The organism is Siminovitchia sp. FSL H7-0308, assembly GCF_037980985.1.
GTDB classification, from domain to species: domain Bacteria; phylum Bacillota; class Bacilli; order Bacillales; family Bacillaceae_C; genus Siminovitchia; species Siminovitchia thermophila.
In genome coordinates this window covers 290,061-308,707 of record NZ_CP150282.1, presented here as the reverse complement: position 1 = coordinate 308,707, position 18,647 = coordinate 290,061, and the positions used below count along the sequence as shown (strand labels likewise).

Below are 18,647 nucleotides of genomic sequence, written 5' to 3'. Positions count from 1 at the left end.
AAAGCTTATGGCATCAATGCCATGTTGCCGTTCGATATGGCTCACTTTGTTTTGAACGCCGGCCAAGCACGCATTTCCCCCTCACATTGCCTCCCCCCATGACATGATCAAAGATTTTTTCATTTTAACCTCTCCCGTTCTCATCGGCTCCATATCAGCATAGACCACTTGTCCAAGCACGCATATGGAGAGTTCCGCTTTCATTTATATTCAGAGATTGGTACGCACTTACAGATTCCTATATTGGCATTTGACAAAAGACAACCTATATTCCATAATATAAATAGAACGCACGTTCCTGTTTTGCCGCGTTATCAGATTAGAATACGGAGCCAAAACAAAACCACATGTATTGATGGAGATTTCTAACTTCGTGAGGGATCGCGGTGGCGAAAAGCCAGCGTATTCTATTTAACAAGGAGAATCGGGAAAATGAATATCTCAGATCCTATTTATGGAAAATATACGGTAGATGGACTTCTTAAAGAGCTTATTCTCAGCAGTCCCGTTCAAAGATTAAAAGGAGTTTACCAAGGAGGAGCCAGTTATTTTGTGAATGAAAAGTGGAATGTAACAAGATATGATCATTCCATAGGTGTCATGCTTCTGATTCAAAAGCTTGGCGGCTCTTTAGAAGAACAAGTAGCGGGCTTGCTGCACGACGTTTCGCATACGGCATTTTCACACGTAATTGATTTTGTGTTTGAAAATAAAGCGGAAGATTACCACGAAACAATTTATGATCGAGTCATAGCCGATTCTGAAATCCCCCGTATTCTTAATCAATACGGTTTTGATTATCAGAGCATCCTTTTGGATCACTCTAAATGGACAATACTTGAGCAGCCCGCTCCCGAATTATGTGCGGACAGAATTGATTATACACTGAGAGATATGTACCAATACGGAGAGATTACATCCGAAGAAATAAACATGTTCTTAAATCATTTACGATTGCGCGACGGGAAAATATACCTGAAAAGTATAACAGCGGCTGAATGGTTTGTACAAACTTACTATAAAGAAGTCATTGATTTCTTTATGAATCCTCTGAATGTTTATGGCTATGATATGCTGGCCAAGACGATAAAAATAGCTTTGGAAAAAAAGATTATTGATCTCGATACGCTGCTTTTAACGGATGAAGAGGTCATGTACTTATTACGAATGACCCAAGACAAGGAAGTTAACAATCTTGTTAACAACATAAAGCGTCATGTAAATGTCAAAGAAGATAAACTTACATATGATTTACACCGTAAAAATAAAATAAGGCTTATTGACCCATCAGTACTTTGTGACGGTCAACTCATACGCGCTTCTGCATTATCAAAGAAAATTAAAAAAATGAACGAAAAGGCGAAGAGAAAAGCGGAAGAAGGAATGTTTGTAAAAATCATTTCCACGTAAGTAAAACATCTTCAGCTTGAACATAGGGTAATGATTGAGGGTAAGCAGCAAAAAGCGAACCCTCCAGTATTTGGAGAGCCCTTTTTAATGATGAGAAAAACTGTATATGAAAACGCTTTAAAAGAGACGGGTTTAAAACAAGTAATAGAAGTCAAAAGCCAAATTTAGAAAAAAGATGGTGTGCACTGCTGCGAAAATAATTCCTTGCTTAGTTGTTTTGTTCATATACTTGCACCTCCATGGAATTTGTGTAATTAGTATATATCCTGAAGGACATCTTTGCAAACAAAAATTTTTCATTTTTTATTCACATTTTTTATTCACTTCCTCTTGACACCACACTTCTTATTGCTCTCGCAATCAATCTTTAAAACAAGCTTGCGCTCATTCATGGTTGTCCACTTAAAAATTTTACATTGCCAGCGATGCGCTTTGAATAAATGAGTATTATAATGTTTATCACAACAAAGAAAATCAATTCATCGTGTGTGTACGTTATAAAGAGGAAATGGGGAATGAACAATATGTTTAATGAACTTGCGGGCGAGAAAGTGCGGATTGTTCCAATGGATAGACAGCATATACAAGGTTTATATGATGTCGGCAAGGATAAAATGATTTGGGATCATTTACCAAGAAACATTTATTCATTAAATGATATGGAGTCTTTGGTTGAAGAAGCGTTAAACAAAAAAGAAACGGGAAAAGAATGTCCATTCGTTGTATTCCTTCGTGAAAACAATCAAATTGTTGGTTCTACACGATTTCTTGATATTTCACACCCCAACAAAAGCTTGGAAATCGGCTGGACATGGTATTCTCCATCTGTATGGGGAACACATATTAATACAGAATGTAAATACTTGTTATTAACGTATTGCTTTGAAACTTTAAAACTAATACGAGTTCAATTTAAAACGGACGAGCAAAATGTCAGATCACAAAAAGCGATGAAAAAATAGGTGGACTGAAGGAAGGCATTTTAAGAAATCATATGATACGTAAAGATGGAACCTATCGTAACTCAGTATATTACAGCGTAATTGAGAGTGAGTGGAAATCAGCGAAGGAGAGATTAGAAGATATGTTAACCACTTCCAACAAACAAATGTAAGCCGATGATCCTTTGATTTTATCCTTGTTCCAACAGTGTTTGTATTTTCACATATATGCCGATGAAATACCAAACTTTCTCTAAGTTGGGGTTCATGTCATAAGCTTCTAATCTTCCTCAACTTCTACTTCTTGCGCGCCAATACTGAGATTTTAAGTTCATGTCATAGACCTCTGATCTTCCTAAAGAGCGATTTTTTCGTACCAATTTCCAGCAAACCTTCGCTAATGGAGAATACAGTAAAGTGTCACTTGAGGCTTTTCGAATTCCGAAAGACTTGGTGTAAAATCGGACTGCGAAAGATGCCCAAGCCCGGGCGCACCAAAAAAGGCAACTTCCTTTTGGGCGTTGCCTCTCTTGTTGAGTGATAAAAGGGAGATAGAGAACTCATTATAATTCATACTCCCACTCATCTTTCATATGCAAATAAAGAACGAGAAGCGCGTTTTCCAACTCAACCTGCTCCTTTTCGCTCATATCCATACCGAGTTTTCCAAAGAGAATATCTGCTGTTTGTTTCGTAAGTGCGCTTCTTTCATGTGCCGTTAGTCCAGAAAGCCGGTTTCCGTATGTTTTTATCAATTTCCAATCTTTTGCACCCAAAGAATCGAGTGCCCACTCACCAAGATCGAGATCATGTTTCGCAAGGCCTCGTCTGCTTATTTCCTTCTCAACCGGGGAAAGGCTTTTTTTGCTTTGGGCCTTTCGCTCGTGAACAACAATCGTTCCGGCAACAAGATCACCGACCCTTTTATGCTGGGGATGAAAAAAGATCATAAAAATGCCGACCAAATAGCTGCCGGGTAAGGCATCGATGATGCGGAGCAAGTTGCGAATAAAGCTTGAAAGCAATGTCAGACTATGGCCGTTATCCTGAATGACACGGATGCCGATGAGTTTTTTTCCGATCGTCCTTCCTCCGGAAAAAAACTCAAACGCGATGAAATATCCCCAATAGATGACAAACATCATGATAATGATGATCCCAAACAAAAATAAGCTGATAGAGGAGGTATCAAAAAGAACCATTTCTCCAGTAAGAATAACAAATGCGATAACGTACATCAGCAGATTGGCCACCATCAATATGGCTGAATCAATTAAAAATGCGGTGGCCCTGCTCCCCAGGCCGGCCAGCTTAAATTGCAGAGAGACATATTCTGGCGTTTTAATGCCAACTTGTTCTTGTTCCAATAGATACACTCGCTTTCAATATTTGATTCCAAAAGAAAAAATGACTATGATAATAGAATAACAGAAGAAAATGGAGACTACATATGAACGCAAAGCAATTTGTCAAAAATCATCGAGATGATTGGAAACAACTTGAACGATTGATGGCAGAATTAAGTAAAAGAAAGCCTGATATTAATGGGGCTGGCATCAACCAATTTTACAAACATTATCAAAAAGCAGCCAATCATCTGTCATATGCCCAAACATATTTTCCACAAGAAGATGTGACTCTTTATTTGAACGGTCTTGTTTCAAAAGCCCACAACTTATTATATAAAGATCAAATATCAAGTGTAAAACAAATGCGCCATTTTTTCAGTACAACATTTATCGGGCTCCTATCGGAGCAATGGAAATTTGTACTGGCGGCTTGCGTTCTTTTTACATTAGGCGGACTCGGGAGTTTCTTTTCTGTCGTGAATGACCCCTTAAATCTTTATTCCATCATCCCTGCTGATATCGCTCAAAACGTCGACCCGGACCAGCTGGGCAGTCACGATGGAAAAGTGCTCTCCTCGATGATGTCGGCCAGCATCATGACGAATAATATACAGGTTGCCATATTGGCTTTTGCCGGCGGGATTACATTCGGTCTGTTAACCGTCTATGTACTTATTTATAACGGCATATTGATCGGAGCGCTTTTCGCCTTGTTTTGGCATTCAAATAAAACATATGAATTCTGGGCGTATATCGTTCCCCACGGAATGATTGAACTGACGGCCATCTTTATTGCCGGAGGCGCGGGATTATTAATGGGATACAAACTTTTTGTACCCGGGTCACTTCCAAGAAGGATTCATTTAAAAATACAAGCAAAACGGTCCGTTCAACTGCTTTTAGGCACCGTTCCACTATTTGTCATTGCCGGATTGATCGAAGGTTTTATTACTCCTGCCGCCATTTCTTTGGAAGCCAAGTATTTTACAGCTTTCGCCACCGTCATAGGTCTTATTTTCTACATTGTGATCGGCAAGATGCGGATTGAAAAGCACCGGTCTTCATCCAAGACTCATCATTCTTACTCTGGATAATATAGATCATATTTGTCTGAGGGAAGAGAAAAAGAGGGAGTAGACCACATATAAGCTGGGGCTGTCTTAAAAGGCAAATTAGGAATATATGCATTAAAATGTAAAACCCAAGAATGTTGATTTTTACAGCAATCTTGGGTTTTGTTTTTAAGTTATCAAGCCGCAATATTCTTTTCGGACAGCCCCGGAAAAATTACAAAACATTGCGATTCATAATCTCGATATAGCCGGAAATTGCACTTGCCGCCAAGCTTTCTTCGGGTGCTTCGATCAACTGCAGACCCTGCCTTTCCCATTTTGCTTTTTCGAGCTTTTTAAAAAGGATCTGCTGTTGGGCGATGCTTTTTATCATAGCAGCCTGTACCGTAACCGGCTCGTCATCGGCCCTTTCCAAGAGTGGCAAGTCTTCCATCCCCATGATCAAAAACTGGTGCCTTCTTCTGAGCGATTGCAAATAACTCAGTGCCATTTCCTCATGAAGGAAGGTCCTTACATCACTAAACAACAGAAGGAGACTCCGTTTTTTCTGGACGGTTTCCAAAAAGGCAAAAACAGCGGCATAATTCGGCTCAACTGGATCTGCTTCCAAATCATAAATGGCTTCCAGAATCGTTTGCAGGTGTTCCATCCCTTTGGCGGGCGGAACGTATTTTTTAATCTCTTTGGAAAAAGCAAGAACGGAAACATAGTCGCCTTTTTGCAGAGCTGCTGCTGTTACAGCCACAACCGCATCCAATACTCTTTCCAAGCGGCTCCCTTTTGCGAGCTCTGCCCCCATCATTCTCCCGCAATCAATCAATATCATAATATATTTCCCATGTTCCGGCGCATATTCATTTGTCATCACTTCACGCAACTTAGCCGTTTGCCGCCAATTAATCATTCGCGGATCATCACCGGGAACATAGCGGCGAATTTGAGAAAACTCTCCCGTTCCTTTTTGTAATTTCCGGATTTTCGTTCCCTCATAAAGTAAATATCGTTGAGCGCTCTCCAAATATCGTTTTGTCTCCGTTAAATCTGGAATGACTTTGACTGTTTTCGGCAAATCAAAGGTTGTTTGCTTTTCCCAAAGACCCAACACACTTTTGTATCTGACATAAAGCTTTATAATTTCATATCTTCCCCGCTGCCAAGCGGTCGTTTCATATGAAATGGATGCTGAAGATTCCTTTTGCATATGGCCAAAAACAGGAAAAGGACATTCAAACGTTTGCGGAAGATCGTCCATAAATTTGTATGAGACGAAGTGTTGCGACAGATTCCTTACTTTTACTTGTATTTCGTTGGGAAGCCCTCTTTCCATTTGCTCCGGAAGCTCCCTTTCAAAAGTCAGTTCACCCTTCTTTGGGGACAAAAGCAAATCAAGAAGACTTGCCAAGAAAAGCAGTATGTTGATGATGATGACTGCTCTCCAAGAAATTTCGGAAAAAAATCCGATCATGAACAGGCCCATAGACAACACGCCAAATAAAATGAGCAGGCGTTTCGTCGGCAAAATCCCTCTATCGCGGAACAGGAACCGCCCCCACCAGTTCTTCGATAATTTGGTCAACGGCTGCTCCCTCCAGTTCAACGTGCGGGGATAATTGGATCCGGTTCCTTAATGCGGGCTTTGCCACCATTTTAATATCATCCGGAGTCACATAATCCCGGCCTGCAAGATATGCCCATGCCCTCGCGGCTTTTCCGATCGAAATGCCCGCCCTCGTACTCGCTCCGAAACGAATGACATTAGTTTCGCGCGTTCTTCTTACGATGTGCATGATATATTCCAAAATGCCATCTCCTACTGTAACCATTTCAATCTCTGATTGAATGGCCGAAAAGTCATCCAAATCCATGACAGGAGACATTAAACTCGCATCCAGTTTGTTTTCCAACACATTCCTTAATACTTCCATTTCCTCATTAAATTCCGGAAAATTGATATTGAGCTTGAATAAGAAGCGGTCTTGTTGTGCTTCCGGCAGTGAGTAAGTCCCCTCAAATTCAATGGGGTTTTGGGTGGCCACGACAAAAAACACATCCGGCAACGGGTACGTTGTTCCCTGAATCGTCACCTGTTTTTCCTCCAACGCCTCCAAGAGAGCGGCTTGTGTTTTGGCAGGCGTCCGGTTAATTTCATCAGCCAGTAAAATATTTGTAAAGATTGGACCTTTTAACGTTTCAAATTTTCCTTCCTGCATATTTAAAATCATGCTTCCCGTAATATCACTGGGAAGCAAGTCAGGGGTGAATTGGATCCGCTCAAACTTCCCGTCCAACAATTTTGCAAGTGTCTTTGCCATCGCTGTTTTTCCCGTTCCGGGAACCCCCTCGACCAATACGTGGCCGCCAGCCAAAATAGCCGACAATAACAGCCGCAGATTTGACCGTTGTCCTAAAATAGCACCCTCATATTGCTCCAGCAAAGATTGTATCTTTTGTCTCATCCACGCTCTACCTCTTTTCTCACACGATCTATTTTCTTGGACCATAGCAAGTATTCTTGTTTGCTAACACTTTCCTTCTGTAAAACGTCAGCCAACCCTTCCAAAAAAACAGTTGCTTCTTCTTTCTTCCATCCCCGTTGTAGAAAGTAAGGTGTTAAATCTGTCCAGCCATTCTGAAAGGGCACACCCCGCCGTTCTTTAAAGATCTGTTTTAAAAAATCAGCTTGTATGGCAAGGGAATCCCGATACCGTTGCCCCCTTATATACCAAGCCGCGATCGCTCGAATACTTTCGTCACTGAAACGAACAGACTCTTCCCTCGGAATCAATACCGGGCCGAAACGTTTGCCTCTGTACCACAGCCAAAGTATCGCCATTATCCCCAATTGAAACATCATTAATAAAAACCATTGCGGATATAAAATCAATGCTTCCCCAGAGCCTTTTTCACGATGGATATATTCGTCAAAAAGGACTTTGTCCCCGCCAGCTTCATTAAGCAGGGAGATTACTAATGATACATGATCCTCCTCCATCAGCTGGCCATTCTCTAACCAATTTGGGAAAAGAGAGACAATCAATTGGCCGTCGCCAACCTGCCGCTTTAAAGCGATTGGGCCGAATTCATCGTTTAAAAGCACCTGATCATCAGGGGCGGCAATGAGCCGCTGCCTATATGAAATCATCGCGCCATGCTCTTTCTTGTTTTGATCCGATACCTTGCCATTACCGTCACCATCTATAGGTTCTGTGGACAAGCCAAACATTCCTTGCGGGTTCATTGACCATAATATGATGGAATTTCCCGCTTCCATAAATTGTTTGTAAGCATCCATTTCTGCCCCGTCCGGTATGAATGCGGGCTGGACCATGATCAGTGTTTGATTCGGAGAATCCACGTTCAAGTGTTCCGGTGAATGACGCCATCTTTGCACAACGTTTTTTTCATCTTTCAAATATGTATACCAAGCTTTTAAACCCGTGGGAGAAGGCGATTCGGAATCATAATCCCGATACTTTTTCGGCTCCTTCATGTCCAAAAGGTAGGTGGATACAAGCAACAACAAAAGGGCGATAACGCCCCAAAACCACAATTTGTTGTTTGAGCTCCTTTTTTCCAAAGCCCCATCCCCCTTTCCAGCCTAACTGCCCATTTTCTCTTCAACCTGTTCCAGCCATGCCATAACTTTGTTTCGGAAGCGGCTAAATTCTTCAGGTGATATTTGTTTCTCCCCATAAGCAATTTCGTCAAACACCTTTGCCAATTCATAAAATCGTTCGGCCCAAGAAATATTGATGTGTTTGATCTCTTCGTAGTACTCCCAATTTGTCTTCCATATTTTTGCTTTCAGCCACCCTTGTTCATCAGAATAAAGAAGGAGCGCCAAAAAAAGATGACGTACTGCAGGAGAAAGCTCTCCAATGTTTTCCAGCTTTTTGGCTTCAGACAAATGCTTTAAACATGTCCACTCCAAATATTTCTTGGATTGAAATGGTTGGTCATCACGAAATCTACGCGATCTCGATACAGTCCGTGCAACAAAAAATGCCGTTATACCAAGAACGATGACAAACATTACCACAACCGCAATAAAAAGCGGGCCTGAAGCGGACTGAGGAGCTTCCCAAGAAGGGAATAATCCTTCGAGCCAATTTGCAAACTGCTCCTTGATTTTTCCCCACCACTCCGATAAAGGATCACTTTGATACGCTTGGTATTCATCTTTGCCCAAAATCTCTTTCAGCTTTTTGCCCGCCTCGTCCGCTTCTAACATAAATCATCACCTGACTTGTTAAGTAGTCTGATAATCTCCAATCATTTCCTTTAAGTCGTCTGCATCGTGACGTGCTTTCAAGTCAAAATACATGACAGCATAACCAACGGCAAATATGAGCGAGGTAAACAGCGTGCCAACATTGACGATCATTGCCAATAAAACACTATTACCCAACATAAGGCCAAAAGAAAATTCCAATGCCATGGTAATGCACGTAAAAATCAAAGTAAATACAACATAAATCCCAAATGTTGGCCAAAGGCGGCCTTTCGTCAGCTTCCAGCTTCTAGAAATACCAGGTGTTTCTTCTTTTAAGACAACTGAACCGAAATAAAAGCTCAAGCGAGTCAAAAACAGGCCGAGCCCAAAGAGGGTTACCAGAAAAAGAAAAACAGCCACAATAATGCCGGCAACAGGAAATATAGCCGCGCCCAAAACCCCTAAAAATATTATGCTAATCAACGGAATAAAATAAAGGCCGCCCGCAATCATGTAAAACAAAATATTGCTTCCAAAAATAGGCCAAAAGCGTGAAAATGCACTTTTAATAACCGATCCTACGGTGTATTCTTCTCCTTTTCTCATATGGTTTACAGCAAGTATAATGGCCGCTCCAGCTATCGGTCCAAATATTAAAGAAAGCAAAGCCGAAAAACCGATTGCCACATCCCTCATAGTTGAAATTTCATCGAAGCTATCCAAGGTGCGGTCATACCAAGCACCTTCCGCTTGAACCTCCCGAAAAAAGCCGACCCCTGAAGCCAGTTCCAACACCGCTTGCAACACAAAAATGGGTCCCAGAAATATGAGCATAATCAATATAAATTCCGAAAACTTCTTCCTGCTGATACTAAAAGTCAAATCCAGTATTTGCCCGAACCCTTTCGGAGTATCTATTTTTGATTCCAATTTTCTACCTCCTAAAATGTGCTTATCAGCTTATTTTATCATTATGTGATATGTATAGGCACCCTAATTTTACCAGAAATCAAAGCGAAAAAATGATTCGCTCACAGCTCGGCTTCCGAAAAGCAAATCCAAATATCGTGACCGGAGAAGATGAAGGGAACATATCTGTTATGTCGGATGCAACCGTCCTCACATTGGGGATATCTATAAAGCGAACTGGAAAATAATCCCATAATAGCAACCTACATTCAGCAAGAATTATACCATATGGAATCGCAAATGCCGATATACAAATTGTACCTTACATCAGCATCCCACAACATGATGTTACGGTGGAAAAAAATGATTTAAAGGGGTACAAGGTAGCATGTACTTCAGATGAAAAAACATGCAGGCCAATGTTAATGCGGCAGTCCATTCAGGAGCAAGTATCGTTGCCGGCATTCAATTTATCTCACCCATCGTAATTACTTTTTTACCGGCAAGCCCTGGCTCAAGCTGTCTTGGATGCTGCCCGAAAGGGGGATACTGTTGCCCGTGCGTACATGCCAATTGTCCAACTAGTCCGAGAACCATTACCAATCAAGGAAGTTCCCTCACAAAAGGAATCTTCCCCGGTGTGCGAACATCTAATGGGGAAAGAGGCTGGTTTCACTCCTCTGCAAACCCGGGACGCTCTAAATAATCGGTTGCGTCACGGCAGAATGCCTATATTTTAAGAAAAGATAAAATGTAACCGCTTTCCCAAAATATTGCGAATATTATATGTGTTATTTTTATAAGTATCATGTTATAATATAGAAATGTTTATACGAAAGCGGAGGTAGAAATGACGCCATGAACACAACTAAGGAAAAGACAAAGACCGTGAATCTGGAAGATATCCTCATTGCTTATCAATTTCTAAAAGACGTAGTGGCCCATACGCCTTTGCAAAAAAACGAAAGATTATCCGAGAAATATGACTGCAATGTATATATAAAAAGGGAAGATTTGCAGCATGTGCGTTCATTTAAGCTGCGCGGTGCTTTTTATAAAATGAAAACGATCGAAAAACAAGCTCGTGAAAAAGGCGTTGTTTGTGCAAGTGCCGGCAATCATGCCCAGGGTGTCGCATATGCATGTGCCCACTTGGGAATAAAAGGCACCATTTTTATGCCGCAAACAACCCCAAAGCAGAAGATCGACCAAGTGAAAATGTTTGGTCGCGAATACATCGAGGTCGTTTTAACGGGCGACACTTTTGATGACAGCTCCAAGAGCGCTCATGAATTTGCGGAAGAACAAGACTTGATTTTTATCCACCCGTTTGATGACCACCAGATTATTGCCGGTCAGGGAACTGTTGCGGTTGAAATTATGAATGACATTCATGAACCGGTGGATTTTGTTTTTGGAAGCATCGGCGGCGGCGGGTTTATGGCGGGTTTAAGCACTTATATCAAAAACGTTTCTCCGCATACGCAAATGATCGGGATTGAACCGGAAGGCGCGCAAAGCATGAAAACATCGATTGAAAATAAAGCCGTTACCGCGCTTCCGGCCATTGATAAATTTGTAGATGGGGCGGCTGTACAATGTGTCGGCAATCACACCTTTGAGCTTTGCCAAAAATATGTCGACGATATTGTTTCCATACCGGAAGGAAAAGTGTGCACAACCATTTTGGATTTATACAATCAACACGCGATTATCGCCGAACCCGCCGGAGCCCTGCCCATTTCGGCACTTGACTTTTACAAGGACAAGATTAAAGGAAAAACGGTTGTTTGTGTCATCAGCGGCGGGAACAATGACATCGGCAGAATGCAGGAGATTAAGGAGAAGTCATTGATGTATGAAGGGTTGCTGCATTATTTTATCGTGAACTTTCCGCAACGCGCCGGAGCCTTGCGTGAGTTTTTGGATGAAGTCCTTGGACCCGATGATGACATCATCACTTTTGAATACACCAAGAAAAACAATAAAGAAAGAGGACCGGGCTTGGTCGGTATAGAACTGAAACGCCGTGAAGATTACGCGGGCCTGATTGAACGGATGAACAAAAGAGGCATTTCTTATACTGAAGTAAATAAAGACAGCACATTGTTTCACTTGTTAGTATGATGAAAAAAAGCGCCCGGGCGGCGCTTTTTTTTGTGTGGCTCTATACTAAATGTTCGGGTTTCCACACAATTTGCCCATAAAAATATTCCACGCAAACATCCCATTCTTTTATACTTGAATTGACTAGAAACAAGAAAAGATTGGAGTTGCGTGCAAGTGAATTTGTCATAAAATGCCTGGTCTTTAAGATGTATGGATCACTAAAGTGGAGGAAATGGAAGATCGTATTGCGCTTCATAGAAGTGGCTGTCAAGGTACACAAGTGTCCCAGCTGTGGTGAGAGGACTAAGAAAGTTCATGATTATCGCATTCAAAAGATCAAACATTTAAAGTGGTTTGAACGGTTGACTTACCTCTTCTACAAAAAGCGTCGCTATGTCTGTTCGTGCGGGAAACGATTTGCCAATTTTTTCCGGTAACACACATTTTCAATACGGTTGACCGAAGTTGGTCTCCACTGCAGGTAGAGTTGTTATTAGTATGTAAATAAAATAGTTAAATGAGGTGTTTCGTTTTGGGTAAGAAAAGCAAGCAGTTTGTAGAAAAAATTACTGCAATGGAAGATGATTTTTCACAGTGGTATACCGATGTCGTTAAGCAAGCAGAGTTGGTTGATTATGGTCAGGTTCGCGGAACGATGATCATTAGGCCGTACGGGTTTGCAATATGGGAAAATATACGCGATGTGTTAGATAAGAAATTTAAAGAAACAGGTCACACGAATGTTGCGTTTCCGTTATTTATTCCAGAGAGTCTGTTGCAAAAGGAGAAAGACCATGTGGAAGGGTTTGCTCCTGAAGTAGCTTGGGTGACACATGGTGGGGACGAAGAGTTGGTAGAACGTCTTGCCGTTCGCCCTACTTCAGAAGTGTTGTTCTGCGATTATTACTCTAAAAATATTCATTCTTACCGTGACTTGCCAAAGCTTTATAATCAGTGGGGAAATGTTGTTCGTTGGGAAAAAACAACACGACCATTCTTACGTTCCTCCGAATTCCATTGGCAGGAAGGGCATACTGCACATGCAACTGATGAAGAAGCTTCCCAAGAGACAGAGCGGATGCTAAGTATCTATGCGGACGTGGTGGAGAAGTACTTAGCTATACCAGTCCTTAAAGGAAGAAAGACGGATAAGGAAAAGTTCGCTGGTGCTAAATATACATTGACAATCGAAAGCCTTATGCATGATGGAAAAGCTTTGCAATCTGGAACCTCACACCATTTTGGTACAGGGTTTGCGGAAGCATTTGATATTACGTATTTAGATGAAAATGGTGACAGTCAATATGTCCATCAAACCTCTTGGGGGTTATCCACTCGGATTATGGGGGCTTTAATTATGGTTCATGGGGATAACCGTGGTCTAGTAATCCCGCCACGCATTGCACCAACGCAGGCGATGATTGTGCCGATTGCGCAACATAAGGAAGGTGTGTTGGATAAAGCGTATCATTTACGTGACCAATTAAAAGCTCTTGTAAGAGTAGATATCGATGCGAGTGATAAAATGCCTGGCTGGAAATTTAACGAGTATGAAATGAAGGGTATCCCAGTCCGCATTGAAATGGGACCAAAAGACATTGAAAAAGAACAAGTGGTACTTGTTCGTCGTGATACAGGTGAAAAGCAATTTGTTACATTAACTGAATTACCAACGCGCTTACCTGCTTTGCTTGAAGAAGTGCAAATGAATTTATATAATCGTGCAGAAAAACATTTACAAGAAAAAACCAATGTTGCTAAAAACATGGATGAGTTTGCAACGATTTTAGAAGAACAAGCTGGATTTATTAAAGCTATGTGGTGCGGTGATATCGCCTGTGAAGAAAAGATTAAAGAAGACACATTAGCTACATCACGATGTATTCCATTTGAACAGGAAAAAATAGCGGACACATGCGTATGCTGCGGAAAAGAAGCGAAGGAATTGGTATACTGGGCAAAAGCATACTAAAGGAGGGAACACCCTCTCTCAGCTTGTAGAGAAAGATGATGTTTTTTCTCTACAAGCTTATTTATTTTTAAATTTAGATCAAATTTTGGCTCTATACTAAATGTTGGGGTTTCCACACAATTTGCCCATAAAAATATTCCACGCAATAAACTGGCGCTACCGCTTACCGCCAACTCTCCCCTTCCTCTCCTCGTTTCTGAGTGAGTTCAAAGCACTGCGATAAGTCACATCAACTCTTCTTCGTAGCCGTATTTCATGTTGCTCTGCTTAATAATAATTGCGATGAAATGAGTAGAAGCGATTGTGTAAATGCCAATCAGGGCGCTAGCAAAAAATAATGCATTTGCATAGTGAAATATTTTAATAGCTTCTAACTCCGCGCTCTCCCTCAACCCTCAAGACTATTTTTGTTGATGTTTTTGTAACATTTGCTGTAAGTATTCTTCTGACTTTCCTCTGGGGATACTCAAACTGCTCCAATCTTCATTCTTGATTTGCTTCCCGATATAAACGATCTGGCCAATATGATAAGCGTAATGGGCCAATTGCCTTTCAATCGCTTCCATCGCCGTATGGCTTTCACCGCGAATCAAAACTTGCTTTAACAACTCTTCTTCCTTTAATTGGTCTAAGGCATGAAACAGGGCATCCCACCCTTTTTCCCACACCTTTTCCAGTTCCATTTTTGTCGGGATGTCATCAATGAATTCTTCCTCGCGCTTCCGATATGGCTTCTCCCCATCCGACTCCAAAAAGTTGGTCCATCTGGACATCATGTTGCCGCTAAGATGTTTTACAATCATGGCGATGTTGTTTGATTCTTGATTCAACCTCCAATGAATGTCCTCTTCTGATAATTGTTCCATAGTCTTATCCCCGAGTTGTTTTATATGTTGAAACCTCTTTTTTACAATTCTTAAATACTCCCATCCGAGATTCATTCTGTTCCCTCCTGCAATTGCTGTCCATACCGGCTTCAACTTCGTTCACCACTAAGGCTAGGAGACCGCTGTGGACAGCCTTTCAATCAGCCGCCAAAAATATTCAGAATACTCCCGAGCTACTTACATTGTACTAAACTGTTCCCGACATTGTAAGAAAGTTCTTGAAAGAAAAAGGGAATAGAACAATCTCCATCTCTAATAAACTGAAACCAACTATACGAGTGCACAACTTCCTATGAATGAGGAGTGGTGAAATGGGAATCATTGATGGAACAGGGTATATCGACAGATTAAACAGGATGGGGGCCGAGATTTGGCTCGATGGTAAAAAAGTGGAAGGACATATTTCCGACCATCCCTCCTTTCAAGGAGTTGTCCGAACGATCGCATCCCTTTATGATTTACAAAATAAAGACGATTTAAAAGAGCAAATGACGTTCCTTTTTCCGGATCAAGATGAGCCTGTCGGGCTTTCTTATCTGCATCCAAAAACAAAAGACGATTTAATAAGAAGAAGAAAAATGATTGAGCGCTGGGCACGACATACCCATGGGATATTTGGCAGAAGCCCCGATTATATGAATACGGTGATTATGAGTTTTGCCTCCTCAGCTGCCTTTTTAAAAGGAATGAAAAACTGCTTTCCCGAACATATTATCTCTTTATACAAAAGAGCAATGAAAGAAGACTTATCATTTGCTCATGCTTTTATAACTCCACAGATAAACCGCTCGCAAATAAACTTGGGATTCACGGAGGAAGCCCTTTCCGCCAAAGTAATTGAAAGAAATGAAAAAGGAATTGTGATCAAGGGCGCCCGTATGCTTGCCACCCTAGGAGGGTTTACAGATGAGGTACTGGTTTATACGGCTCCCAGAATCTTCTTTGATCCAAATGAGGCCTTTGCTTTTTCTATCCCTTCGAATACGGAAGGCTTGAAATTTATCTGCAGAGAATCGTTTGTGGGAGGCAAGTCAACGTTTAACTATCCCCTCAGCTCTAGGTACGAAGAAATAGATTCTATCGTTGTATTTGACAACGTATTAGTGCCGTGGGAAAACGTATTTTTTTACGACAACTTGGAGGCAGCTACCGACTTCAAGCTGCAAAGCTCCTTCCACCCTTTAGCCTACCATCAAGTAATCATTAGACAAATAGAAAAAACAGAATTTCTCCTTGGGGTGGCCCAAATGTTGGCCGAAACGATCAACGTTGGCGAATATCAACATGTACAGGAAAAAATTTCCGAGATCATTAGCGGATATGAAACAATGAAATCACTATTGGCAAAATCGGAAAATGATGCTGAATTGGATGATTGGGGTTGTATGCGCCCTAGCCTCGTACCACTAAAAGTAGCCGGCACCATTTTTCCAAAGCTGTACCCCCGATTTGCGGAAATCGTCCAATTAATTGGAGCCAGTGGGTTGGTTACATTACCAACTGAAAATGACTTTGCTTCCCCCATAAGCCCCTACTTGCATAAGTGCCTTCAAGGAACAGATAAATCCGCTGTCGACCGGGTAAAAATATTCCGTTTGGCCTGGGATCTGACAATGAGTTCGTTCGGTACAAGACAAACTCAGTATGAAAGATATTTTTTTGGCGACCCCGTCAAAATGGCCAGCAACTTGTACCAAGACTATCCCAAAGAAAAAAGTTTGAAGCTCATCAGTGATTTTTTACATTTGGGCATGTAGATTGAATAGTTGAGACTGGGAAAAAAGCTTTATAAGTAAATAAATTACATAAAATTAATGTTCATAACCTATTATTCTGTAGTTTTCACTAAAACCAATAGCACCTTCCGCATACACAGCCGTTGGATGCGCCGAAATTTATTGAAATCCGAAATAGTTGAAGTGATCAACCGTCATCTGAAGTTTGGGCTAAACCAACCCGAAATTTCCCGGCGCTTATATATGGAAATTCTCGAACCCCGTTAGGGTTCTTCCTTTATCTTTAGAAATAAACAAGCGTTCATTTCTATTCAATTATTGGAACAAGTATCAAATATTCCAGAGCGAGACGTGCTAAAGGTAGTATGCGCTTACTTGTGAATATGAAAAATTTACGTGCGAAATCTTGGTATCTTATACTGGATTTTAACAAATCTTATAGGTATACTATGATATTATCTGCAACCTATAGAAGGGAAAACATACAATGGATACAAGACAAAACCAGAAATCAATGAAGCTTTTAAACTTTATTGAAGAAAAAGGCAACAAACTTCCCCATCCCATTACCATTTTTATGTTACTCACAATAGCTGTCATGATGTTATCTCATATTTTTTATTTAATGGGGACAAGTGTCACCTATGAAGGTGTGAATAAGGAAACAATGGAAACGGAGGTTTTGACCGTAAAAATAGTCAGCCTCCTCGTTCCTGAAGGCATAGCATATATGTTTTCCAATGTTGTGAACAACTTTACTTCATTCGTGGCTCTTGGTCCGGTATTAGTCGCCATGCTTGGAGTGGGTGTCGCGGAAAAAACAGGTTATATTGGCGCATTGATGACAAACACTGTCACAGAAGCGCCGAAAAAGCTCGTTACTCCCATCGTTGTTTTGATTGGAGTCCTTTCTAACGTGGCTGCATCTGTCGGATATGTCGTGCTCGTGCCGCTTGGGGCCATTATTTTTCTTGGCTTTAAGCGCCATCCATTGGCAGGTTTATCAGCAGCATTCGCAGGTGTTGCCGGTGGGTATTCCGCTAACCTTTTCCTCGGTACAAACGATCCCATCCTGAGCGGAATGACGACAGAGGCATCTCGTATACTAGATGCAGGTTATACGGTTAACCCGACAGATAACTGGTTTTTTATGTTTGCTTCCACTTTTTTGATCGTATTGATCGGCACGCTTGTAACGGAAAAAATAGTCGAGCCCCGGTTGGGAACCTTTGTCCCCGATAAACAAATTGAATCTGTTCAGACGCTTTCAGACAAAGAAAAAAAAGGATTGTTGTGGGCAAATATTTCCGTGTTACTGACTGTGGCTGTCATTGCTTTATTAACTGTCCCCGAAAATGGGGTTTTGCGCGGAGAAGGAGGAAGTTTGATCAAGTCTCCGTTTATGAACAGTATTATCTTCCTGATGATGGTGATTTTTTTAGTGCCGGGTATCGTGTATGGTATGATAATAAAGACAATTAAGAACGACAAAGACGTTGCCAGCTTAATGTCCGCCTCGTTGGAAACGATGGCCGGTTTTATTGTATTGATCTTTTTCGCCGCGCAATTTATTGCGTTATTCAACTACACGAACTTGGGAACTTTAATGGCCGTGAAAGGGTCGGCCTTTTTACAATCCATTCATGTAGACGGCGTTCCGTTACTGATTGCATTCATTTTGATTTGTGCATTCATCAACTTGTTCATTGCGGCGGATTCCGCGAAATGGGCCATTATGGCTCCCGTGTTTGTTCCGATGTTTATGCAAATGGGAATTGCTCCGGAAGTCACTCAGGTAGCCTATCGAATTGGTGATTCTTCGACGAATATCATTTCTCCATTAATGCCCTTTTTCCCACTCGTCGTGGCTTTCGCACAGCGCTACGGGAAAAATAACGGAATTGGTACAGTCGTTTCACTCATGCTGCCACATTCAATCGTTATTCTTATTTGCTGGACCATTTTCTTTGCCATATGGTATTTCATTGGCATCCCAGTAGGCCCTGGTACAAGTTTAACTTACTAACCACTTAAAGTAGAAAGGATTG

The 18,647-nt window shown here is 41.4% G+C and carries 13 protein-coding genes and 2 pseudogenes; 8 read left to right on the top strand and 7 right to left on the bottom strand.

Annotated elements, in window-relative coordinates; genetic code table 11:
- Positions 1 to 432 precede the first annotated feature (432 nt).
- Complete coding sequence (locus tag MHB50_RS01460; protein WP_205179653.1) at positions 433 to 1,410, top strand: HD domain-containing protein; 978 nt, start codon at positions 433 to 435, stop codon at positions 1,408 to 1,410.
- 515 nt (positions 1,411 to 1,925) lie between these two features.
- A pseudogene (locus tag MHB50_RS01455) lies at positions 1,926 to 2,524 on the top strand (GNAT family protein).
- Positions 2,525 to 2,914: 390 nt separating this feature from the next.
- On the opposite strand, the gene MHB50_RS01450 reads toward MHB50_RS01455, so the two are convergent.
- Positions 2,915 to 3,727 carry an RDD family protein gene (locus MHB50_RS01450; RefSeq protein WP_321189698.1) on the bottom strand — a complete coding sequence of 271 codons (813 nt, stop codon included), beginning with the start codon at positions 3,725 to 3,727 and terminating at the stop codon, positions 2,915 to 2,917.
- Between the two features lie 74 nt (positions 3,728 to 3,801).
- Here MHB50_RS01450 and MHB50_RS01445 point away from each other — a divergent pair, with 74 nt between their 5' ends.
- Positions 3,802 to 4,794 carry a stage II sporulation protein M gene (locus tag MHB50_RS01445; protein ID WP_077113702.1) on the top strand — a complete coding sequence of 331 codons (993 nt, stop codon included), beginning with the start codon at positions 3,802 to 3,804 and terminating at the stop codon, positions 4,792 to 4,794.
- A 193-nt stretch (positions 4,795 to 4,987) separates the two neighbouring features.
- Here the strand turns inward: MHB50_RS01445 and MHB50_RS01440 are convergent, their stop codons facing one another.
- Genes MHB50_RS01440 through MHB50_RS01420 form a run of 5 tightly spaced genes read right to left on the bottom strand, consistent with a single transcriptional unit; the run spans position 4,988 to position 9,916 of the window.
- Positions 4,988 to 6,349 (bottom strand): DUF58 domain-containing protein, encoded by a 1,362-nt coding sequence (locus tag MHB50_RS01440; RefSeq protein WP_340084752.1) that lies wholly within the window; start codon positions 6,347 to 6,349, stop codon positions 4,988 to 4,990.
- Positions 6,300 to 7,229: a MoxR family ATPase gene (locus tag MHB50_RS01435; RefSeq protein WP_340084751.1), complete on the bottom strand. Its 930-nt coding sequence runs from the start codon at positions 7,227 to 7,229 to the stop codon at positions 6,300 to 6,302. Before MHB50_RS01435 ends, MHB50_RS01440 begins: the two co-directional genes overlap by 50 nt.
- A complete protein-coding gene (locus MHB50_RS01430; protein WP_339161350.1) occupies positions 7,226 to 8,350 on the bottom strand; it encodes a DUF4350 domain-containing protein in 1,125 nt (374 codons plus the stop codon). The genes MHB50_RS01435 and MHB50_RS01430 overlap by 4 nt, the downstream gene beginning before the upstream one ends.
- A gap of 21 nt (positions 8,351 to 8,371) precedes the next feature.
- On the bottom strand, positions 8,372 to 9,004 hold the full coding sequence (locus MHB50_RS01425) for a DUF4129 domain-containing protein (RefSeq protein WP_340084750.1): 633 nt from the start codon (positions 9,002 to 9,004) through the stop codon (positions 8,372 to 8,374).
- Between the two features lie 18 nt (positions 9,005 to 9,022).
- Positions 9,023 to 9,916, bottom strand: coding sequence for a hypothetical protein (locus tag MHB50_RS01420; protein WP_339161348.1), 894 nt, complete (start codon positions 9,914 to 9,916; stop codon positions 9,023 to 9,025).
- An 837-nt stretch (positions 9,917 to 10,753) separates the two neighbouring features.
- Between MHB50_RS01420 and ilvA the strand changes: the two genes are divergently transcribed.
- The 3 genes and pseudogenes from ilvA to proS all read left to right on the top strand — a co-directional run bounded on the left by ilvA (position 10,754) and on the right by proS (position 13,976).
- Positions 10,754 to 12,022: a threonine ammonia-lyase IlvA gene (gene ilvA, locus MHB50_RS01415; RefSeq protein ID WP_077113695.1), complete on the top strand. Its 1,269-nt coding sequence runs from the start codon at positions 10,754 to 10,756 to the stop codon at positions 12,020 to 12,022.
- Positions 12,023 to 12,236: 214 nt separating this feature from the next.
- Positions 12,237 to 12,423, top strand: a pseudogene (locus MHB50_RS01410) (transposase family protein); the annotation flags it as partial.
- Between the two features lie 113 nt (positions 12,424 to 12,536).
- The gene (proS, locus tag MHB50_RS01405; protein ID WP_340084749.1) at positions 12,537 to 13,976 is read left to right on the top strand and encodes a proline--tRNA ligase; all 1,440 of its coding nucleotides are present in this window, start codon (positions 12,537 to 12,539) and stop codon (positions 13,974 to 13,976) included.
- Between the two features lie 401 nt (positions 13,977 to 14,377).
- Here proS and MHB50_RS01400 read toward each other — a convergent pair whose 3' ends face one another.
- Entirely contained in the window at positions 14,378 to 14,917 is a 540-nt protein-coding gene (locus MHB50_RS01400) for a DUF1572 family protein (protein ID WP_340084748.1), read from the bottom strand.
- Positions 14,918 to 15,174: 257 nt separating this feature from the next.
- Here MHB50_RS01400 and hpaB point away from each other — a divergent pair, with 257 nt between their 5' ends.
- Both hpaB and MHB50_RS01390 read left to right on the top strand, forming a co-directional pair.
- Positions 15,175 to 16,620: a 4-hydroxyphenylacetate 3-monooxygenase, oxygenase component gene (gene hpaB, locus MHB50_RS01395; protein ID WP_340084747.1), complete on the top strand. Its 1,446-nt coding sequence runs from the start codon at positions 15,175 to 15,177 to the stop codon at positions 16,618 to 16,620.
- 466 nt (positions 16,621 to 17,086) lie between these two features.
- On the top strand, positions 17,087 to 18,625 hold the full coding sequence (locus MHB50_RS01390; RefSeq protein ID WP_340084746.1) for an AbgT family transporter: 1,539 nt from the start codon (positions 17,087 to 17,089) through the stop codon (positions 18,623 to 18,625).
- Positions 18,626 to 18,647: the final 22 nt, after the last annotated feature.

What these genes read in the sequence shown, in the direction of transcription:
- hpaB (WP_340084747.1), top strand. Translation starts at nt 15,175, where the DNA reads ATGGGAATCATTGATGGAACAGGGTATATCGACAGATTAAACAGGATG.
- MHB50_RS01460 (WP_205179653.1), top strand. Translation starts at nt 433, where the DNA reads ATGAATATCTCAGATCCTATTTATGGAAAATATACGGTAGATGGACTT.
- MHB50_RS01400 (WP_340084748.1), bottom strand. Translation starts at nt 14,917, where the DNA reads ATGAATCTCGGATGGGAGTATTTAAGAATTGTAAAAAAGAGGTTTCAA.
- MHB50_RS01390 (WP_340084746.1), top strand. Translation starts at nt 17,087, where the DNA reads ATGGATACAAGACAAAACCAGAAATCAATGAAGCTTTTAAACTTTATT.
- ilvA (WP_077113695.1), top strand. Translation starts at nt 10,754, where the DNA reads ATGAACACAACTAAGGAAAAGACAAAGACCGTGAATCTGGAAGATATC.
- MHB50_RS01445 (WP_077113702.1), top strand. Translation starts at nt 3,802, where the DNA reads ATGAACGCAAAGCAATTTGTCAAAAATCATCGAGATGATTGGAAACAA.
- MHB50_RS01435 (WP_340084751.1), bottom strand. Translation starts at nt 7,229, where the DNA reads ATGAGACAAAAGATACAATCTTTGCTGGAGCAATATGAGGGTGCTATT.
- MHB50_RS01425 (WP_340084750.1), bottom strand. Translation starts at nt 9,004, where the DNA reads ATGTTAGAAGCGGACGAGGCGGGCAAAAAGCTGAAAGAGATTTTGGGC.